The organism is Nostoc sp. (genome assembly GCF_036919615.1).
GTDB lineage: Bacteria > Cyanobacteriota > Cyanobacteriia > Cyanobacteriales > Nostocaceae > Nostoc.
Genome location: NZ_JBALCN010000038.1, coordinates 64,597 through 80,958 on the forward strand (window position 1 = coordinate 64,597; position 16,362 = coordinate 80,958).

The window sequence follows — 16,362 nt, forward strand, 5'->3', positions numbered from 1 at the left end:
AACTGCGTTCTCGATTTTGAGCAATAAACTGGCAATTGCAATGAGCAATCGCCTATTCTCGTCATGTGGATTTTCTAGAATACTGTACCAAAAAGCTTTGAAAATTGCTCAATTCAGTTTAGAGGTAAATCATCCTAACGCGATACCTGATTGTGCGATCGCCCTTGGCGTTGGCGCAGCGATCGCTGTTAGAACTGGCACAACAACCTACTTACAATTAACTATCACGCCAAACAAGGTTGCTACAAAAATATTATTTTAGGACTTACGCAAAAAACCTCTCAAACTCTTATTCCTCCGTGTCGCGCCAGTTGCTTCTCCTAAGAGAGACGCTGCGCGAACAAGTCTCTTAACCCGCCCAACGCACTGGCTTCTCTGTGTCTGGAGTGGTAGCCTGCGGCAAGCCGCTTCTCTACGTTCGTGCAGCGTGTCGCAGACAGACGCTCCGCGTAGCTTGCTTCTCCGTAGGAGTATGCGTCTACATTCTTCCATGACCCGTGCGTAAGTCCTGTATTTGATAAATAGACTTCTTGCAAAAATCCTTGAATCACCCCTCCCCAACCCTCCCCGATGTATTGGGGAGGGGGCAAGATTTCAAGTTTCCCCCCTTTATAAGCTACGGTGTACACACAAGTTATCGAATCACTACCAGTCCTCGAATTACCCCACCCTAACCCTCCCCGATGTATTGGGGAGGGAATGAGAATCTCTTGTTTCCCCCCTTGGAAAGGGGGGATTAAGGGGGGTAATTCGACTTGTGGAGCAACTCATAAGTTAATTACAACGATTGCTGCAATGATTTAAACGTTTCTTATACATGAACAAGTAATTGTTGCAAAGCATAAAGCATTTGCAGCAACTGCTTATACATTTTTGGGAAATACTTAAACGTTTCTTATACATGAACAAGTAATTGTTGCAAAGCATGAAGCATTTGCAGCAACTGCTTATACATTTCTGGGAAATACTTAAACGTTTCTTATACATAAACAAGTAATTGTTGCAAACGCTTCAATTTTGGCAATTAGTTTTGAAGGTTAAGCGGTTAGAGTGGGGTAAAATTTACGCTCAAACCCAAGTTGATGAGCTACTTCAGACTTATGTGTAACCATAGTCTTATTCTTGGGGAGGGGAGACAAAGCATAGCTTTGGCTCTTTGGGGTGCAATGACTATAAGAATCATAACTAAGGAATAAGAATTAAATAACATACAATTTATGTCCCTGGCTTACCTCACTCTCAATCCCTCTCCTTAAAGGATGTCTGAAAAGTATCAAATATTTGTTGATCCCCCCTAACCCCCCTTAAAAAAGGGGGAATAAAAGTCTCAAAGTCTCTCTTAAAAAGGGGGATTTAGGGGGATCTCCAAAGGTTAGGTGTATACAAAAAAACTTTTCAGATATCCTCTTATAAAGGCTACGGTGTACACACAAGTTAAATTACCCCCCTCAATCCCCCCGATGTATTGGGGGTGGGGGGAAGCCGGAAATCCAGTTCCCTCCCCTTTACAAGGGGAGGGTTAGGGTGGGGTAAAAACCAGATTCGTAAACTACTTCAGACTTGTGTGTACACCGTAGCCTTATAAAGGAGAGAGAAGCTAAATACAGGATGAAGTTTTGTATTTTATTTAATTCACGTTCCTAATTTCCGAACTTGCATTGTTAATGCGTTAGCTTGCGCGGAGTTTTTCTGGTGAATTTGGCGAAAATTTTCTGTAATTCTAGGTTATATGTAAGTATCTAAATATATCCTGGCATTTACCTTGAACTAATAGTTTTGTCTATGGCAGTCATCACAATTCGGGAAAATCAGCCGATAGAGAAGGGTTTTGCCGCAAGTTTGATTTTTGAGGGTGGCGAATACCCAATCAATATTACTGACCCTTTTATCCCGCAGCAAGAAAAGCTACTGGAATGGTATTTTGAGAAATGGCTGACTTTCCCGATGTTGAATGCTCAGAAAGCTGAAGCGGCGAAAACCAGCGTTATTGATTACGGAGAAAGTTTATTTAACCAGGTTTTTCAGGCTGATATTAATGCTTATAGCCATTATCGCCAACTGCGGGTAAATCTGAACCAGGTAAAAATTGAGATAGTGGGTAATAGTCCCGAATTTCACGCGCTGCACTGGGAAGCTATGCGAGATAAGGATTTGCCGCGACCTTTGGGTGTGGATTGCGTAATGGTACGCAAGCGCATTGATAAAGCGGCATCAGTGGCGGCGAATATGGCAGAATCCCCGGTAATTAACTTGTTGGTGGTAATTGCCCGACCGGATGAGGAGCATGATGTAGGTTATCGTACCATTGCTCGTCCGTTGATTGAGGTGATTCAAAATAGTCAATTGCCTGTAAATATTGACTTATTGCGTCCGGGTACTTATGAAAGTTTAGAACGGCATTTAGAAGCAAAAGGTGCGGGATATTACCATATCATCCATTTTGACTGTCATGGGGTGGGGCGTTGATGGCATACGCAGATATTCAGGATGGGGTGAAACGCAACCGATATACCTATCAAACACGATGGGGACGGGAAGATATTAAACCTTATCAGGGGGTAAAGGCATTTTTGTTTTTGGATGGGGAAAATAAGGGAAAAGCCGATCCCATAGAAGCGGGGGAATTAGCGAATTTGTTGACGGGGAAGGGAATTCAAGAAGCGATAAATTGGGGTTTGCTCTCAATTATCGATGAAGATATTCCTCAATTATTACAAATTCAACCTGTTTTTCCCTTCTTTTTAAAAGCAAAATTAGCCGAACTCGATGCAGCTAACCGTGAAGCATTACGAGAGGGTTTTAAAAACCACTATATAGGTTTAGCTCTTTCCTACAATCGCTATATGGAATCAAAGGAACCGCAAGAACGGCAGATCGGGATTTTCTTTTGTCGGCTGGAGTATGAAAATTTATATAATGCCTTGCAAATTTGTTTAGAGAAACAGGAAAATATTGATATTTTCTTTTGCTTAGGTGAATATTTAAAGTTAACTAATGATATTCCAAGTAGTTTGAAACTGTCGGAATTTGTCTATCAGGCACAAGTCACTTATCCACCAGAAATTAGAACAGGTGAGATAGGTTTGAAAATTATAATGGTACTCGGTACGCTTGCTAATTGTTATTTACAAACACAAAATTATCCCCAAGCCAGAGAATTCTATCTGCGGATTCTTAAATTATCCCAACAACTCCAAGGTGTAGAAGCAACACAAATCAAGTCTTTATTAGCAAGCACTCACCACCAGTTAGGATACGTTGCCCAAGAGTTGCGGGAATACAACCAGGCACGGGATTATTATCAACAAGCCCTGGAAATATTTATCGAATTTGGCGATCGCTATTCGAGTGCTAGGACTTACCACCAGTTGGGAAGGGTTGCCGAAGAGTTGCGGGAATACGACCAGGCAAGGGATTATTATCAACAAGCCCTGGAAATCAATATCGAATTTGGCGATCGCTATTCCTGTGCTAGTACTTACCAAAACTTGGGAATCGTTGCCCAAAAGTTGCGAGAATACTACCAAGCACGGGATTATTATCAACAAGCCCTGGAAATCAATATTGAATTTGGCGATCGCTATTCCTGTGCTGGTATTTACCAAAACTTGGGAATCGTTGCCCAAAAGTTGCGGGAATACGACCAGGCACGGGATTATTATCAACAAGCCCTGGAAATCAAAATCGAATTTGGCGATCGCTATAACTGTGCTAGGACTTACCACAACTTGGGAAACGTTGCCCAAGAGTTGCGGGAATACGACCAGGCACGGGATTATTATCAACAAGCCCTGGAAATCAATATCGAATTTGGCGATCGCTATTCGAGTGCTAGCACTTACGGACTATTAGGATTGCTTGCACAAGCGCAGGAGAATTACGCAGAAGCTAGGGCTAATTTGCAGACAGCATTGGAGATATATGTTGAGTATCAAGATGAATATATGGCTACGGTGACGCGAGAGAATTTAGAGGATTTACCGGAGTAGGTGGGGATATGGGCGATCAATCGGGTTTTGGGTTTTGTGGAGGTGCGATTGGGTTTAAGTTTGTGGAGGTGCGTTAGCGAAGCTGTCCGCAGGAATCGCGGTTGCTTGATTGGTTTGGGAGAGCGATCGCATTTGGGTTTGTGAAGGCGATCGCGGTTGCTTGATTGGTTTGGGAGAGCGATCGCATTTGGGTTTGTGAGGTGCGATCACGGTTGCTTGATTGTTTTGGAGAGCGATCGTTCTTCAGTTATCCTTAAAAGTTACAATGAGTATGGTATTTATAGGAAAGGCAGAAATGACTGCAAAAGACAAAATTCACGCTGAAATTGATAGCCTTAACGAAGAATATCTAGATGAACTATATCTTTTAATCCAAGATTTTGCCCAATCTAAACAACATCTGAAAAAACTGAGTTTCATGTCAAAATTGAAACAAATCAAGATAAATGCTCCAGAGGATTTTGCTAGGAATCTTGATTCTTATCTAGCTGGGCATGAGGGTGATAAATAAAATCTTTGTTGATAAGTCCAGCTTCCACAACTTGCCTAACATAAATTTCATACATGAGGTCATCCCATGTTGAGTTAGCAGGTAGTTTATCAATTAGCTTTCGAGCTTCTTCTTTAATATTTAGCTTTTCCATAGAGATTACAGATAACTTGCTTTTCTATATTGTATGCTTAACGGGAATCGCGTTTGGGGTTTGTTTGTGGAGGTGCGATGTCTCTATTCGGCGTCGCTTGAATTCATACTTCAATTATGCAACGCCCGGCTGCGGTAATTCGTTGATGAATTGCTAACAAATCTGCGTCACTGAATGGGCGATCGCTTTTACGTATTTGCTCAATTTACCTCTCCAATTCTTGAATTATCACTCCTGGCAAGCGTTCTCGGATTTGATCTAGCCTTGCTTGGGCATATTCAGCCTCAGATTGCAGTTGCGATCGCAATTAATGTCATGCGTGGCTGGGGTCTGCTATCCTCAATATCTAGGAGTAATTCTTTGAGTCTGCGTGCTATTAAATGATCGTCAGATTGGATTAAAGCTAACCAATCAGGAAGAAGATAAGTATATTGTTGATCTGGATTCTTTATTGCACAATCTTGTAACTGTTTCTGTAAAATGTCGAGAGCTTGAATCACAGCATTTTTGTTGTAATTTGATGTTCTTTAAACGGATACCCTGAATGTTCGTTTGAGTTTTGTTAATGGAAAGAGATCGGATCATTGACTTTTTGAAAGTCCCTTAAAACTAAGTACAGTTTTGCATCTTAATACAAAGATTTAACCCACTGCCATTCCTGTATCAAACCCTCTCTCAGGGAGACTTGCGGCTGATATCTCAGAATTTTCTGCGCTTTAGATATATCAGCCGCGGTGTGGCGGGCGTCTCCCATCGCATTTTCTATGTGGTTTGTTTTAATTGGTTTCCCGACGATTTCTTCAATCGTATCCAAGACTTCTGCTAAAACTACCCTGCTACCGCCACCGATGTTAAAGATTTCTCCCACTGCTTCGGGTACGGTGGCGGCGGCTAAATTGGCGGCGATGATATCACCAACAAACGTAAACTCCCGTGTTTGCTGGCCATCGCCGTAAACAGGAATTGCTTCATCCTGCAAAATCGATTTAAAAAACTTATTAAATGCCATATCTGGACGCTGTTTGGGGCCATAAACTGTGAAATAGCGCAATGTCACACAGGGCACGCCGAAGTTTTTGTGATACAGTTCACACAAAAACTCTGCTGCTAGCTTCGTAATGCCGTAAGGAGAAACTGGTTGAGGACAAATTCCCTCGTGGGTAGGTAATGTTTCTGCATCACCATATACACTTGATGAAGAGGCAAACACTAACCTTTTCAGGTGTTTAGCATCCTTAGCTGCTTCCAGCAAAACTTGTGTAGCGTTAATATTTCGTTCTGTATAACCTCGAAAAGCTTTACCCCAACTTGCTCTGACACCTGCTTGTGCCGCTTGATGGTAAACTACATCAACATCTTTTAGGAGTTTCTGCCAATCTAAAAACTGAATATCTCCTTCAATTAATGTAAAGCCAGGTGACTCATGTAAGTGTGCAACATTTTTAACCTTTAACATCGGATCGTAGTAATCATTGAATTCATCAATACCGATCACTTCTTCTCCTTGTTGCAGCAATGTTTCTGCAAGATGAGAACCAATAAAACCAGCGGCTCCAGTAATAATAATTTTAGCCATGTTGCCTATTTTTTGATATTTTCATTAATCTCGATATTCACAGGTTAATACTTGTAATCAATAATCGTCATTACCTGAAGATGATTTTTTTACTTAATTATTGAAATGCTTACAAAAATTATCATAAATACTTAAAGATTGTACTTATATTGGAAAAACATCAGTATATTTATGGAATTATTGCAATTAATAACATTTATAATTGTACTAATTCAGCAAGTTGAATTTTAAGAATAAATTCAGCAGGAATTCAATACCTATATTTCTTCTTGCCCCCTGCTCTCAGAGGATGTTTGAAAAGTCCTCTTGTCGGTATCAAAAGTTATAGATCCCTCTAATTCCCCCTTAAAAAGGGGGACTTTGATTCCGGTTCCCCCTTTTTTAAGGGGGGTTAGGGGGGATCTAAAAGTGCCTAAAGTCACAGCGAAACACTTTTCAAACAACCTCTCAGCCTTTTTAGTCATGAGAGGGCTTGCACAAGTGTGATAATTGATGAAAAAATTGATCCGCGAGAGCCGAATCGGGCATTCTCGTTTCGCAAGGGACGCACGAGGAAATCAGTGAAAGTTTTAGTTGTAGGTAATGGGGGGCGCGAACACGCTCTGGCATGGAAACTGTTGCAATCTAAGCAAATTGAGCAAGTTGTCTGTGTACCAGGGAATGGAGGCACAGCAAGTATGGAACGTTGCCAAAACTTGCCCTTAGCAGTAGATGATTTTGAGGGCATGAGCCGATATGCTCTAGAACATGGGATAACTCTGGTAATAATCGGGCCAGAAGTCCCCCTGTCTAAGGGAATCACAGATTACCTCCAAGACAAAGGATTGATGGTATTTGGCCCAGTCAGAGCAGGAGCGCAAATTGAAGCTAGTAAAGCTTGGGCAAAAGCTCTGATGCAAGAAGCGGGAATTCCGACGGCACGGGCTGCGGTATTTACGCAGGCAGCAGCAGCAAAATCTTACGTCAAATCTCAGGGAGCGCCAATTGTCGTCAAAGCTGATGGCTTGGCGGCTGGTAAGGGTGTAACGGTGGCACAAACAGTTGAACAGGCAGAAAGTGCCGTTGATGCGATTTTTCAGGGGCAATTTGGCAGTGCTGGTGAATTTGTCGTCATTGAAGAATGTTTAATTGGGCAAGAGGTGTCAGTTTTAGCGTTAACGGATGGGTTAACAATTCGACCCTTGCTGCCAGCTCAAGACCATAAGCGGATTGGTGATGGCGATATCGGGGAAAATACTGGTGGAATGGGGGCCTATGCCCCAGCACCCATTGCTACGCCTTCTTTGATGGCACGCATTCAAACAGAAGTCTTAGAAAGAGCGATCGCAACCTTACGAGCTAAAGGCATTGACTACCGAGGTGTACTGTATGCTGGGTTAATGATTGCACCCGATGGGAACTTCAAGGTTTTAGAATTTAACTGTCGTTTTGGCGATCCAGAAACCCAGGTGATTTTGCCATTGTTAGCAACACCCCTAGAAGAGTTGCTTCTAGCCTGTGTACAGCAGCGATTAAGTGAATTGCCGCCCATTGCTTGGAAAGGGGGAGCATCTGCCACTGTCGTTGCAGCCTCAGGGGGTTATCCAGGAGAATATAAGAAAGGCCAGGTCATTACTGGTATTGGCAAGGCAGAGGCAACAGGAGCAACTGTATTTCATGCAGGTACGACGTTAAACCAGCAACAAGAAATAGTGACAGATGGGGGTCGAGTATTAAATGTAACTGGAATCGGAGAAAATTTTGAGCAAGCGATCGCCCAAGCATATACTAGTATCAAATGTATTCAGTTTGATGGGATGTATTACCGGAGAGATATAGGTTATAGAGTGGCAAGCTCGAAGCAGGGGGAGTAAACCCCATAAGCGATCGCCTGATGTTTGTAGTTGATCTGTGGGTGATTCTTGCGTTATGAAACTCTATTATGTGCCAATAGGTTAACAATGGGGTACACCGTATGGATAAATTAACTGAGTATCCGAAAATAATTAAGCATATCTTGACGGAGTATACAGAACTATGTAACCGTCGTCCTAACCGAGACATCGAAACATTCTTGATTATGAGATCAGCCAAAGGGTCACTATATTTGGATGAACCTTGGTTGGCAAAATGGCGAACGCATTACTGGTATGACTGTCTACGTTCGGACTAGAGATTGCAAATTCTGGATCGAAGAAGATTGGACTGAAGATGGGATCGCAACTGACCTAGTTTGTGCAGGTGTTGCCAAGGAAGATATAGTGTTGGCATTCCATGAGCCTAAGATGCAGCAGTACACAGATTTTGCAGTAGCATCGTAGCAGTGGCGTCCTTTGACAATGCGGTGCGGCGGACAGTAGAAATATTTTGGTGCTAAGTTCAAGTTTACTAGCCGCCGCTAACCTGAGCCGGACAACTAGTACAGCGGGCGTGAAAATCCAGCTACCATCTTAATTAATTAGATAGATTTGGGGCAAAATCTCTTGTTAAAGGTAGGCAAACTAATGCCGACTTGTACTAGCTCAAAATCTCAACAGGTTGGATTTTTGTTAGACTGCTCATCTGTGCGTAACCCAGCAGTCGAAAAAATGGGGTTTAACCCGTTAATCCTTTACTGGATATCAACTCTGATCGCCCAAATCAGGTAAATTCGTTAAGACTACCTTAACAAGAATATCCCCTGGACTCTCGATCTTCCTCTCTCCCCTAACATGTTTGTCAAATTAACTGTTAATTTTTTAGTTGTTGGGCTTTATAACAAAGACTACTAACAACTTTATTTAAGATGCTAAGTCTGTTAAAAACAATTCGAGATGCGATCGCTAGTTGGTGGTCGGAGTTCACACTCCAGACTAAACTGTTGGCTGTGGCCACGATGGTAGTTTCATTGGTGATGAGTGGTTTGACCTTCTGGGCTGTGAATACAATTCAGCAGGATGCGCGGATGAATGACACCCGCTTCGGCCGTGACTTGGGGCTGCTGCTTGCTGCCAACGTTGCTCCCTTAGTCGCTGACAATAATCTGACTGAGGTTGCCCAATTTTCTCAACGCTTCTACAGCAGCACCTCTAGTGTGCGTTATATGCTCTACGCCGATGAAACCGGGGAAATCTTTTTTGGCATTCCTTTTTGGGAAGCGGAGGTAGAAAACTCCCTCACCATTAAACGGCGCATACAACTGCCCGAAGATTATCCTGGTGATGGGGAAAAGCCGATGGTGCGGCAACACATGACCCCAGATGGCACAGTCACCGATGTATTTATTCCCCTGATCGTCAATAAAAAATACTTAGGTGTATTAGCGATCGGTATCAACCCCAATCAGACCGCTGTCATTTCCACCAATTTTACCCGCGATGTCACCATTGCCGTTTTTATCACGATTTGGGTAATGGTGATTTTGGCAGGAGTGATTAACGCCTTGACCATCACTAAGCCAATAAAAGAACTGCTAGTGGGGGTAAAACAAATTGCTACCGGGAACTTCAAGCAACGGATTAATTTACCTTTAGGGGGCGAACTAGGGGAGTTAATTTTAAGCTTTAATGAAATGGCAGAGCGATTAGAGCGCTATGAAGAACAGAATATTGAGGAACTGACCGCAGAAAAAGCCAAGCTAGAAACCCTAGTTTCGACGATCGCAGATGGTGCTGTGTTGATTGATAACAACATGCAGGTAATTTTAGTCAACCCCACAGCAAAGCGAATTTTTGGCTGGGAAGCCGCTGATGTGGTAGGCCGCAATGTGTTGCATCACTTACCCCCATCGGTACAAATGGAAATCACCTGTCCCTTGTACGAAATGGCAGCAGGCGAATGCGAAAGCGCCGAATTCCGGATTTTTATTAACCAACCCATCCCGCGGACGATCCGCATTCTGTTGACTACAGTACTCAATCTGCAAAGAGAAAGCATCAAAGGCATTGCGATTACTATCCAAGATATTACCCGCGAGGTCGAACTAAACGAGGCAAAAAGTCAATTTATCAGCAACGTTTCTCACGAACTGCGAACGCCTCTATTTAACATCAAAACCTATATTGAAACTCTGCACGACTACGGCGAAGACTTAGCTTTACAAGAACGGCAAGAGTTTCTGCAAACTGTGAATCATGAAACAGATCGCCTAACCCGCCTAGTTAATGATGTTTTGGATTTGTCAAAACTTGAATCTGGTCGCCACTACAACTTCGATGGGGTGGATTTAGCCCAAGCGATCGAGCAAACCCTGCGTACTTACCAACTCAATGCTAAAGATAAAGGTGTTGAACTTGTTCAGGAAGTTGCTCCTAATTTGCCGTTGGTAATGGGTAATTATGATCTGTTAGTACAAGTGTTTGGTAATCTGATTGGTAATGCCCTTAAATTTACAAAAGCCGGTGGTAAAGTGGCAATCCGCGCCTACCAACTAGATTTCAAACCAAGTCACACCCAATCTTCTCCAGTGCGGATTGAAATTTCTGATACTGGAATTGGCATTGCCACAGAAGATCAACACTCAATTTTTGAACGCTTCTTCCGCGTAGAAAACCGAGTTCACACCCTAGAAGGCACGGGTTTAGGTTTATCGATTGTCAGAAATATCATCGACAGGCATCGTAGTAAAGTCCATCTAGTGAGTGAAGTCAGCATTGGCACAACTTTTTGGTTCGATTTAGCCGCCTTTGAGGAAATAGCGCCACCGATACTGATTGAGCCTATTGCTGAAGCATCCAAAATCACTACAGCCTGAGGTTAAGGATTGGGCATTGTTTGTTATTTTTGACGATTCACTATAGCGGTTATCGTTTGGATGCAATACACTCTGACCTCACTTCCATTCCTCTCTTCTAAAAGGACAGAGCAATGGAATCTTACTCCCCTTGTCTTACAGGGAAGAGGCTGTTCTTGTTAGGTCTATATTAGACTCAACACAGAAGCGTTATATTCCCTATTCCCCGCGAAACACAAATCAAGACCTTAATATAACAAACAACAAACAGACCAATAATAAACCTAATAGCAACAGCAAAGTCTGATTGCGTTTTACCCAACTTTTCACAGTTACTGCAAAACTGTTAGTGTAACGCTGCTGTTGCAAATCTAACTTTGTCTCTTCAATATTTTGATAGAGGGTACAGTCTTTGGCGTAGGGACGCTGGGGAAAATTGCAAGTATCATCAGCGTCATAGGTGCAGGTGTCGCACAGATACCCATCCCCAGTGGCGCGGTGCAATGGAATACCGGGATGACCGTAAGCTTTGAGTGTTGTCCGGCAAAAGGGACAATTAATAGCTTGATTATCAACGAGTTGATGGCAATGGGGACAAGATACAGTAGCCAAAACCTTTAGCACAAATAGGTAAACACTTTGATTCTATCCATTTACAAAGGTAATGGGGAAATAGATACGTAGCCTGTTAATTTTGAATATGGCTAACTCTCAGAAGTGGTTATTTTAACAGTAAAAGCACTAGTTTTATGATGATTTTTTATATTTTTCTAGGTGATTTATATCACTCAAAATAATTAAGGCTATGCCATAATCTAGGAAATATGAGCTTTTATGCCAAGTCCAATAATTATTTAGAGGTAGAAAAATACTTGCCTTTTAATCCTGATCTGTGCCGTAATGAAAGCGAAGTTGAAAGCAAACTCATAGTGCAATATTTGCTACCACAGCTAGGTTATACTCCTGACACCTGGCATCAAGAGGTTGCCCTTGGTAGTATCCGTTTAGATTTCTTAGCATTTGCTGCACAAGTGATTCCCTTTGTCTTAGATGCCAACTCACCGCTGAGTGTCGTCATGGAGGCAAAGCATCCCAAACAAAACTTAAATAATCACGTCCTCCGATTTAGGCATTATTTAACAAGCTTGAATATCAGATATGGATTGTTGACCAATGGCAAAGAAATCAGAATTTATCAAAAATTGCAACACGATATTCAGCTATTATTTCAATGCTCTGGGAAAGAAGTTGAAACTAAGTTAGAGAATATTAAAGGTTTAATTGGTAGAGATAGCTTGAAAGAAGGACAGTTAGTAGATAAACCAGAAGTTCAAATAACTGAAAATCATTCAAATTTTAAAACAAAGAGGCAACATTCAATGGAAACGATTGCAATTTATCATAATAAAGGTGGCGTCGGTAAGACTACTGTTGCAGTCAATCTTGCAGCAGCATTAAGTAAAAAAGGTAAAAGGGTACTGTTAATTGATATAGATTCGCAGGCAAATACTACTTTTGCTACAGGATTAATCAAATTTCAATTTGATGAAGATGATGATTTACGAGATTCTAATATCTATCATTTATTAGAATCAGGTGATTTCTACTTAATACCCGATGTTACCCGAAAATCACATTATTTTAACAATCCTGAATTAGATGTTATTCCTGCTCATATTAATTTAATAGAAGGACAGTATAAACTTAATCAAATTGATGCTAGTAAAACTAGGTTAGTTACAAAATTAAAAAAAGTAGAGCAAGAATATGACATTGTTATTATTGATACACCTCCATCCAGAGATTTATATGCGAAAGTTGCACTTGTCGCTGCTGATTACCTAATAATTCCTTCAGATTTAAAACCATTTGCAAACCAAGGATTGTTAAGTGTCAAAAACTTTATTATAGAAGTTAATGAATTTAGAGAAATGATCGGAAAACCACACATTATATTAATGGGTATCCTGGCTTCCAAAATCTCTACTAATTCTAAATTTTTACAATATACTTTTCCTAAGCAAAGGAGCGTGATTTCAGAACGTTACAATCTGCCTTTGATGGAAGCAGTAATTTATGATAGAACCGTGCTATCGGAATGTATGAATCAGACTATAACAGTTGGAGATTTAGAATATCCTGATCCAAAATCTGTTGTTAAATATGCAGAAGAAGTAAAATCAGATGCTCAAAAATCTGCTATGGAATTTGAGATTTTAGCAGATGAAGTGTTAATAGGAATAGGGTTAAATAAATGATGAATTTCTCTTTAGTAGATGTAAAAAGTATTACTTCTAATGAACCTCGCTCAAATTTTTCAGAGGCTAATTTGGAAAACCTCGCAGACATAATTATAGAAACCGGAGGAATTATCAGACCATTAGTTGTAAAAGTGACAGGAGTAGAAAGCTATACGGTAGTTGATGGACATTTTGAATATTATGCTGCTGTCAGGGCACGAGAAAAAAATCCTCGGCAAGCTGAAATGGTTAATGCTTTTGTCATTGCCCCAAAATTAGAAGATTTAGTAGTAAAGCAAGTTGCATCTCTCAAAGGAATTGATTCTTCTAGTAAAATAGTAACACCACAGCCTGAAACAACAAAGTTAGAACCACGTCTGGTAAATCTAGAATTACGTTTTGAGAAACAATTTAATGAGTTAAAGTCAGAATTTATACAAGAAAGACAGAGAATAGAGAATCAGTTCAAACAACTTGAAAACCTTATTACCGAAAAGGGTAAACAGAGTAATCCGCTTAGTTTATTAAACTCTTTGGATAAAGACGAGTTATCTAAAAAGTTACAACAATCTAGAATTCGTGGGGCTGAAAAACTTGCAAAAGATATATTTGATGCTCGACGCAAGAAACCGAAGCAAGAGTTTGAAGATTATCGTGATGTAGTAAAATCTGTTAAAAACTTGGGTGATAAAACAATTTTAACTATTATTGATGAGTGGTCAAGAAGTTAGTATTTAGTCAAATAAGTTCTTCGCAGTGTAAAATTATGCATAGCTTTCTCTGCGCCTTTGGGTGAGCCATTAACCACCAGGTACTTGATATAAAAGGGGTACGCGGGGTGTGCCAACGCATTTCCATAGCCTAACCCCGCACTTGTCGCAGTGCATTAAACGCCTTACCTCGCAACCCAACTGGTAACAGCGATAACCCTAAACCAGTCCAAGCTTTAGGAGTTGAAAAAGACTGTCCCGCCAAAACTAGCTCTCTGCCTTTTTGCGTTTCACCCTTTTCAATTAAACGCAAACCTAATAATAATTGCGTTTCATTTAGACGATTTTTCCTGATTGTCTCTATTTTTTCAGATTCAAACTTATAACTTTCTAAATATCGAATTTTATCAAATAAATAAGGAATGGCTCGATTGATACCTTGCTGCTCTGCATGAGAGCGATATTCCATTAATAATTCTGGTAAGTAATAGCCATTTTTTCCAGCCAAAGCCAGACGCACAAATAAATCATTATCCTCACAATTTTGCAGATTTGGCTGCATAAATCCTAATTCCTGCAATGTTTGACGGCGAAATAATGTTGCCCCAATTTGAAAGCTTTGGTGAATAAACACAACTTCCAGTAAATTATTTACAACACCTGCTGGCAAATTCTTTCTACCCCAGCGATGAGAATTGTCTTGAGTTTTTGCTTCATCCCGAATATTGTTAATATCAATTATCCAATGGTCTGTACCAACAAAATCAATGCTAGAGTCTTGAGCAAAAATAGCTGCGGTACTTGCAAGAAAATCGGGTGTTAGCCGATCATCATCATCAAATTTAATAAAATATTCACCACTGGCAGCATCAAAGCCAGAGCGCATATTATTACTTTTACCAATATTTTGCGGATGACGGATATATTTAATCCGGTGGTCTGTGTACTGTGATATTAACTCAGGTGTGCGATCGCTAGAACCGTCATCACAAACAATTAGCTCAAAGTCTTGCTCAGACTGATTCAGTACACTGTCAATTGCATAAGTGAGGAGATGAACACGATTAAAAGTAGGAATACAAACACTAATTTTAGGCATATTATATATTAATAGATGATATTAATATTACCCGCTGTTTATCTGCATTGGCAAAACCCGTGCTATGGTATCGCTTTTTCCAAAAATGCCCTGTGCGCTTGGCATTCGATTAAAACACATCGCAGTGTACCAGTAATGAGACTGTCTTGGATACTGTCTATAATGCGATAATATTTGGGGTTGCCCAAAGCAGTAGTAGTTGCTTTTTAACAAATTAGCAATAGTGATTAATATTATCACTCGTCGTCCCACAGAAAAAGTGACGACACAAGCGAGAGTCACTCTTGGCGCTTATGGGCTAAATCAGCAGACTATCAACAATAGCGGTAGAGTAGGAGATATTTCTTGGGTTGTAGGTTACAACCGTACCGAAGCCGAAAATAATTATCCTTTTTCCATCTCAGAAGTGAACTTCGAGGAAACCAGGGAAAATAATGATACTCTCTACAACAACTTTAATGTCAATAAGCGGTAGACTTGTTAAAAATTTGTTGCTTTTGCAGATAGCACGCTTCAAAATATGCTCCAATGCAGAGGTCGGTTCTGATGGGGAGCAGCCATTAGACACAAGAGGAAAAGTCCGTGTAAATCTGGCTAGGTTTTACGTTGCAGACACCAGATATTTCACTCTGCATAGCAAAATTCAACATGACATAGAAAGACCCTTTTCAAACAACTTCTAAAGAAAAGCGATGTCTACGACGGGCTACGCCTACGCAGATGGCGGAGTACTTACTGTAGGGTGTGTCAGGAAAGAGTCACCCTTAAGAACCCAAACAATTATTCGTACTGACGCACCCTACTAACTCTGAATAGTTAAGTTTAGATATATCGTCGGCAGTATTTTGCAGCAAATTACTAGACATAAAACATAAAAACTGTATAGCGATCGCATTTTAGCAATTAGTGCGTAGGCGTAGCCCGCCGCAGGTATCGCTCAATACACACATCAAATTGTCACTATGAATCAGCTTGACGCATCAGGAGCGATTGAGTGCGAGGTATGATCGATATTAGTTTGACGCGCAGTACGCTTGCGCTCGCTTTTACGAGTCCCTCCAGCCATTTGATATTCATGGCTATTGTTACCAAACTTATAAGCAACACCAAGCAAAATTTGTTGAGAGTAGTCTGCTAAATCTTTTTCTTTTTCAGTAATCTGAGTTGATAAGACATCAATAGTAGAGAGGATAGTATTGTAGGTTTCCAGAGATTGACGGAGGGATGCAATTCTATCAGTATAATCTTTAACTGTTAAACCCACTCCAACATCTAGCGTTGGACTAATGGATTTAACGCAGGCTAGACGCATGTCCGCCTTACTGAGAACACCTGAATTGCGTTTTTGTCTTGCCATAATTGATACTTATTTCTTAAACTTCTCATAACTCTATAGTGGACAATTGTTTCCCAG

Annotated in this window: 13 protein-coding genes and 2 pseudogenes; 9 read left to right on the forward strand and 6 right to left on the reverse strand. The window is 40.8% G+C overall.

All coding sequences use genetic code 11. The annotated features are described in order from the left end of the window. The first annotated feature begins 40 nt into the window (after positions 1 to 40). Together V7K48_RS11765 and V7K48_RS11775 are read left to right on the forward strand one after the other, a co-directional pair. Positions 41 to 262: a hypothetical protein gene (locus V7K48_RS11765; RefSeq protein WP_335072557.1), complete on the forward strand. Its 222-nt coding sequence runs from the start codon at positions 41 to 43 to the stop codon at positions 260 to 262. Positions 263 to 1,782: 1,520 nt separating this feature from the next. Next, positions 1,783 to 3,989: pseudogene (locus V7K48_RS11775) on the forward strand (tetratricopeptide repeat protein). A gap of 54 nt (positions 3,990 to 4,043) precedes the next feature. Here V7K48_RS11775 and V7K48_RS11780 read toward each other — a convergent pair. Beyond that, entirely contained in the window at positions 4,044 to 4,199 is a 156-nt protein-coding gene (locus tag V7K48_RS11780; protein ID WP_335072563.1) for a hypothetical protein, read from the reverse strand. An 85-nt stretch (positions 4,200 to 4,284) separates the two neighbouring features. On the opposite strand from V7K48_RS11780, the gene V7K48_RS11785 reads away from it, so the two are divergent. Then, a complete protein-coding gene (locus V7K48_RS11785) occupies positions 4,285 to 4,500 on the forward strand; it encodes a hypothetical protein (protein ID WP_335072565.1) in 216 nt (71 codons plus the stop codon). Between the two features lie 417 nt (positions 4,501 to 4,917). Here the strand turns inward: V7K48_RS11785 and V7K48_RS11790 are convergent, their stop codons facing one another. Together V7K48_RS11790 and V7K48_RS11795 are read right to left on the reverse strand one after the other, a co-directional pair. After that, the gene (locus V7K48_RS11790; protein WP_335072567.1) at positions 4,918 to 5,133 is read right to left on the reverse strand and encodes a hypothetical protein; all 216 of its coding nucleotides are present in this window, start codon (positions 5,131 to 5,133) and stop codon (positions 4,918 to 4,920) included. A gap of 128 nt (positions 5,134 to 5,261) precedes the next feature. Next, positions 5,262 to 6,209 carry an NAD-dependent epimerase/dehydratase family protein gene (locus V7K48_RS11795; RefSeq protein ID WP_335072569.1) on the reverse strand — a complete coding sequence of 316 codons (948 nt, stop codon included), beginning with the start codon at positions 6,207 to 6,209 and terminating at the stop codon, positions 5,262 to 5,264. 560 nt (positions 6,210 to 6,769) lie between these two features. Between V7K48_RS11795 and purD the strand changes: the two genes are divergently transcribed. From purD to nblS, 3 genes are all read left to right on the forward strand, one after another. After that, the gene (gene purD, locus V7K48_RS11800) at positions 6,770 to 8,062 is read left to right on the forward strand and encodes a phosphoribosylamine--glycine ligase (protein ID WP_335072640.1); all 1,293 of its coding nucleotides are present in this window, start codon (positions 6,770 to 6,772) and stop codon (positions 8,060 to 8,062) included. 237 nt (positions 8,063 to 8,299) lie between these two features. Then, positions 8,300 to 8,509 (forward strand): element excision factor XisI family protein, encoded by a 210-nt coding sequence (locus tag V7K48_RS11805; protein ID WP_335072571.1) that lies wholly within the window; start codon positions 8,300 to 8,302, stop codon positions 8,507 to 8,509. A gap of 464 nt (positions 8,510 to 8,973) precedes the next feature. Further along, a complete protein-coding gene (gene nblS, locus V7K48_RS11810) occupies positions 8,974 to 10,920 on the forward strand; it encodes a two-component system sensor histidine kinase NblS (RefSeq protein ID WP_335072573.1) in 1,947 nt (648 codons plus the stop codon). A gap of 219 nt (positions 10,921 to 11,139) precedes the next feature. Here nblS and V7K48_RS11815 read toward each other — a convergent pair whose 3' ends face one another. Continuing rightward, positions 11,140 to 11,511: a zinc ribbon domain-containing protein gene (locus tag V7K48_RS11815; RefSeq protein ID WP_335072575.1), complete on the reverse strand. Its 372-nt coding sequence runs from the start codon at positions 11,509 to 11,511 to the stop codon at positions 11,140 to 11,142. Between the two features lie 260 nt (positions 11,512 to 11,771). On the opposite strand from V7K48_RS11815, the gene V7K48_RS11820 reads away from it, so the two are divergent. After that, positions 11,772 to 13,157, forward strand: coding sequence for an AAA family ATPase (locus tag V7K48_RS11820; protein ID WP_335072642.1), 1,386 nt, complete (start codon positions 11,772 to 11,774; stop codon positions 13,155 to 13,157). Next, positions 13,154 to 13,870 carry a ParB N-terminal domain-containing protein gene (locus tag V7K48_RS11825; protein WP_335072577.1) on the forward strand — a complete coding sequence of 239 codons (717 nt, stop codon included), beginning with the start codon at positions 13,154 to 13,156 and terminating at the stop codon, positions 13,868 to 13,870. Before V7K48_RS11820 ends, V7K48_RS11825 begins: the two co-directional genes overlap by 4 nt. 130 nt (positions 13,871 to 14,000) lie before the next feature. On the opposite strand, the gene V7K48_RS11830 is transcribed toward V7K48_RS11825, so the two are convergent. Next, complete coding sequence (locus tag V7K48_RS11830) at positions 14,001 to 14,948, reverse strand: glycosyltransferase family 2 protein (protein WP_335072579.1); 948 nt, start codon at positions 14,946 to 14,948, stop codon at positions 14,001 to 14,003. A gap of 223 nt (positions 14,949 to 15,171) precedes the next feature. Here V7K48_RS11830 and V7K48_RS11835 point away from each other — a divergent pair. Further along, positions 15,172 to 15,411: pseudogene (locus V7K48_RS11835) on the forward strand (TonB-dependent receptor); the annotation flags it as partial. 504 nt (positions 15,412 to 15,915) lie between these two features. On the opposite strand, the gene V7K48_RS11840 reads toward V7K48_RS11835, so the two are convergent. After that, on the reverse strand, positions 15,916 to 16,305 hold the full coding sequence (locus V7K48_RS11840; RefSeq protein WP_335072581.1) for a hypothetical protein: 390 nt from the start codon (positions 16,303 to 16,305) through the stop codon (positions 15,916 to 15,918). Positions 16,306 to 16,362: the final 57 nt, after the last annotated feature.

What these genes read in the sequence shown, in the direction of transcription:
- V7K48_RS11765 (WP_335072557.1), top strand. Translation starts at nt 41, where the DNA reads ATGAGCAATCGCCTATTCTCGTCATGTGGATTTTCTAGAATACTGTAC.
- V7K48_RS11785 (WP_335072565.1), top strand. Translation starts at nt 4,285, where the DNA reads ATGACTGCAAAAGACAAAATTCACGCTGAAATTGATAGCCTTAACGAA.
- V7K48_RS11795 (WP_335072569.1), bottom strand. Translation starts at nt 6,209, where the DNA reads ATGGCTAAAATTATTATTACTGGAGCCGCTGGTTTTATTGGTTCTCAT.
- V7K48_RS11805 (WP_335072571.1), top strand. Translation starts at nt 8,300, where the DNA reads ATGAACCTTGGTTGGCAAAATGGCGAACGCATTACTGGTATGACTGTC.
- nblS (WP_335072573.1), top strand. Translation starts at nt 8,974, where the DNA reads ATGCTAAGTCTGTTAAAAACAATTCGAGATGCGATCGCTAGTTGGTGG.
- V7K48_RS11825 (WP_335072577.1), top strand. Translation starts at nt 13,154, where the DNA reads ATGATGAATTTCTCTTTAGTAGATGTAAAAAGTATTACTTCTAATGAA.
- V7K48_RS11830 (WP_335072579.1), bottom strand. Translation starts at nt 14,948, where the DNA reads ATGCCTAAAATTAGTGTTTGTATTCCTACTTTTAATCGTGTTCATCTC.
- V7K48_RS11840 (WP_335072581.1), bottom strand. Translation starts at nt 16,305, where the DNA reads ATGGCAAGACAAAAACGCAATTCAGGTGTTCTCAGTAAGGCGGACATG.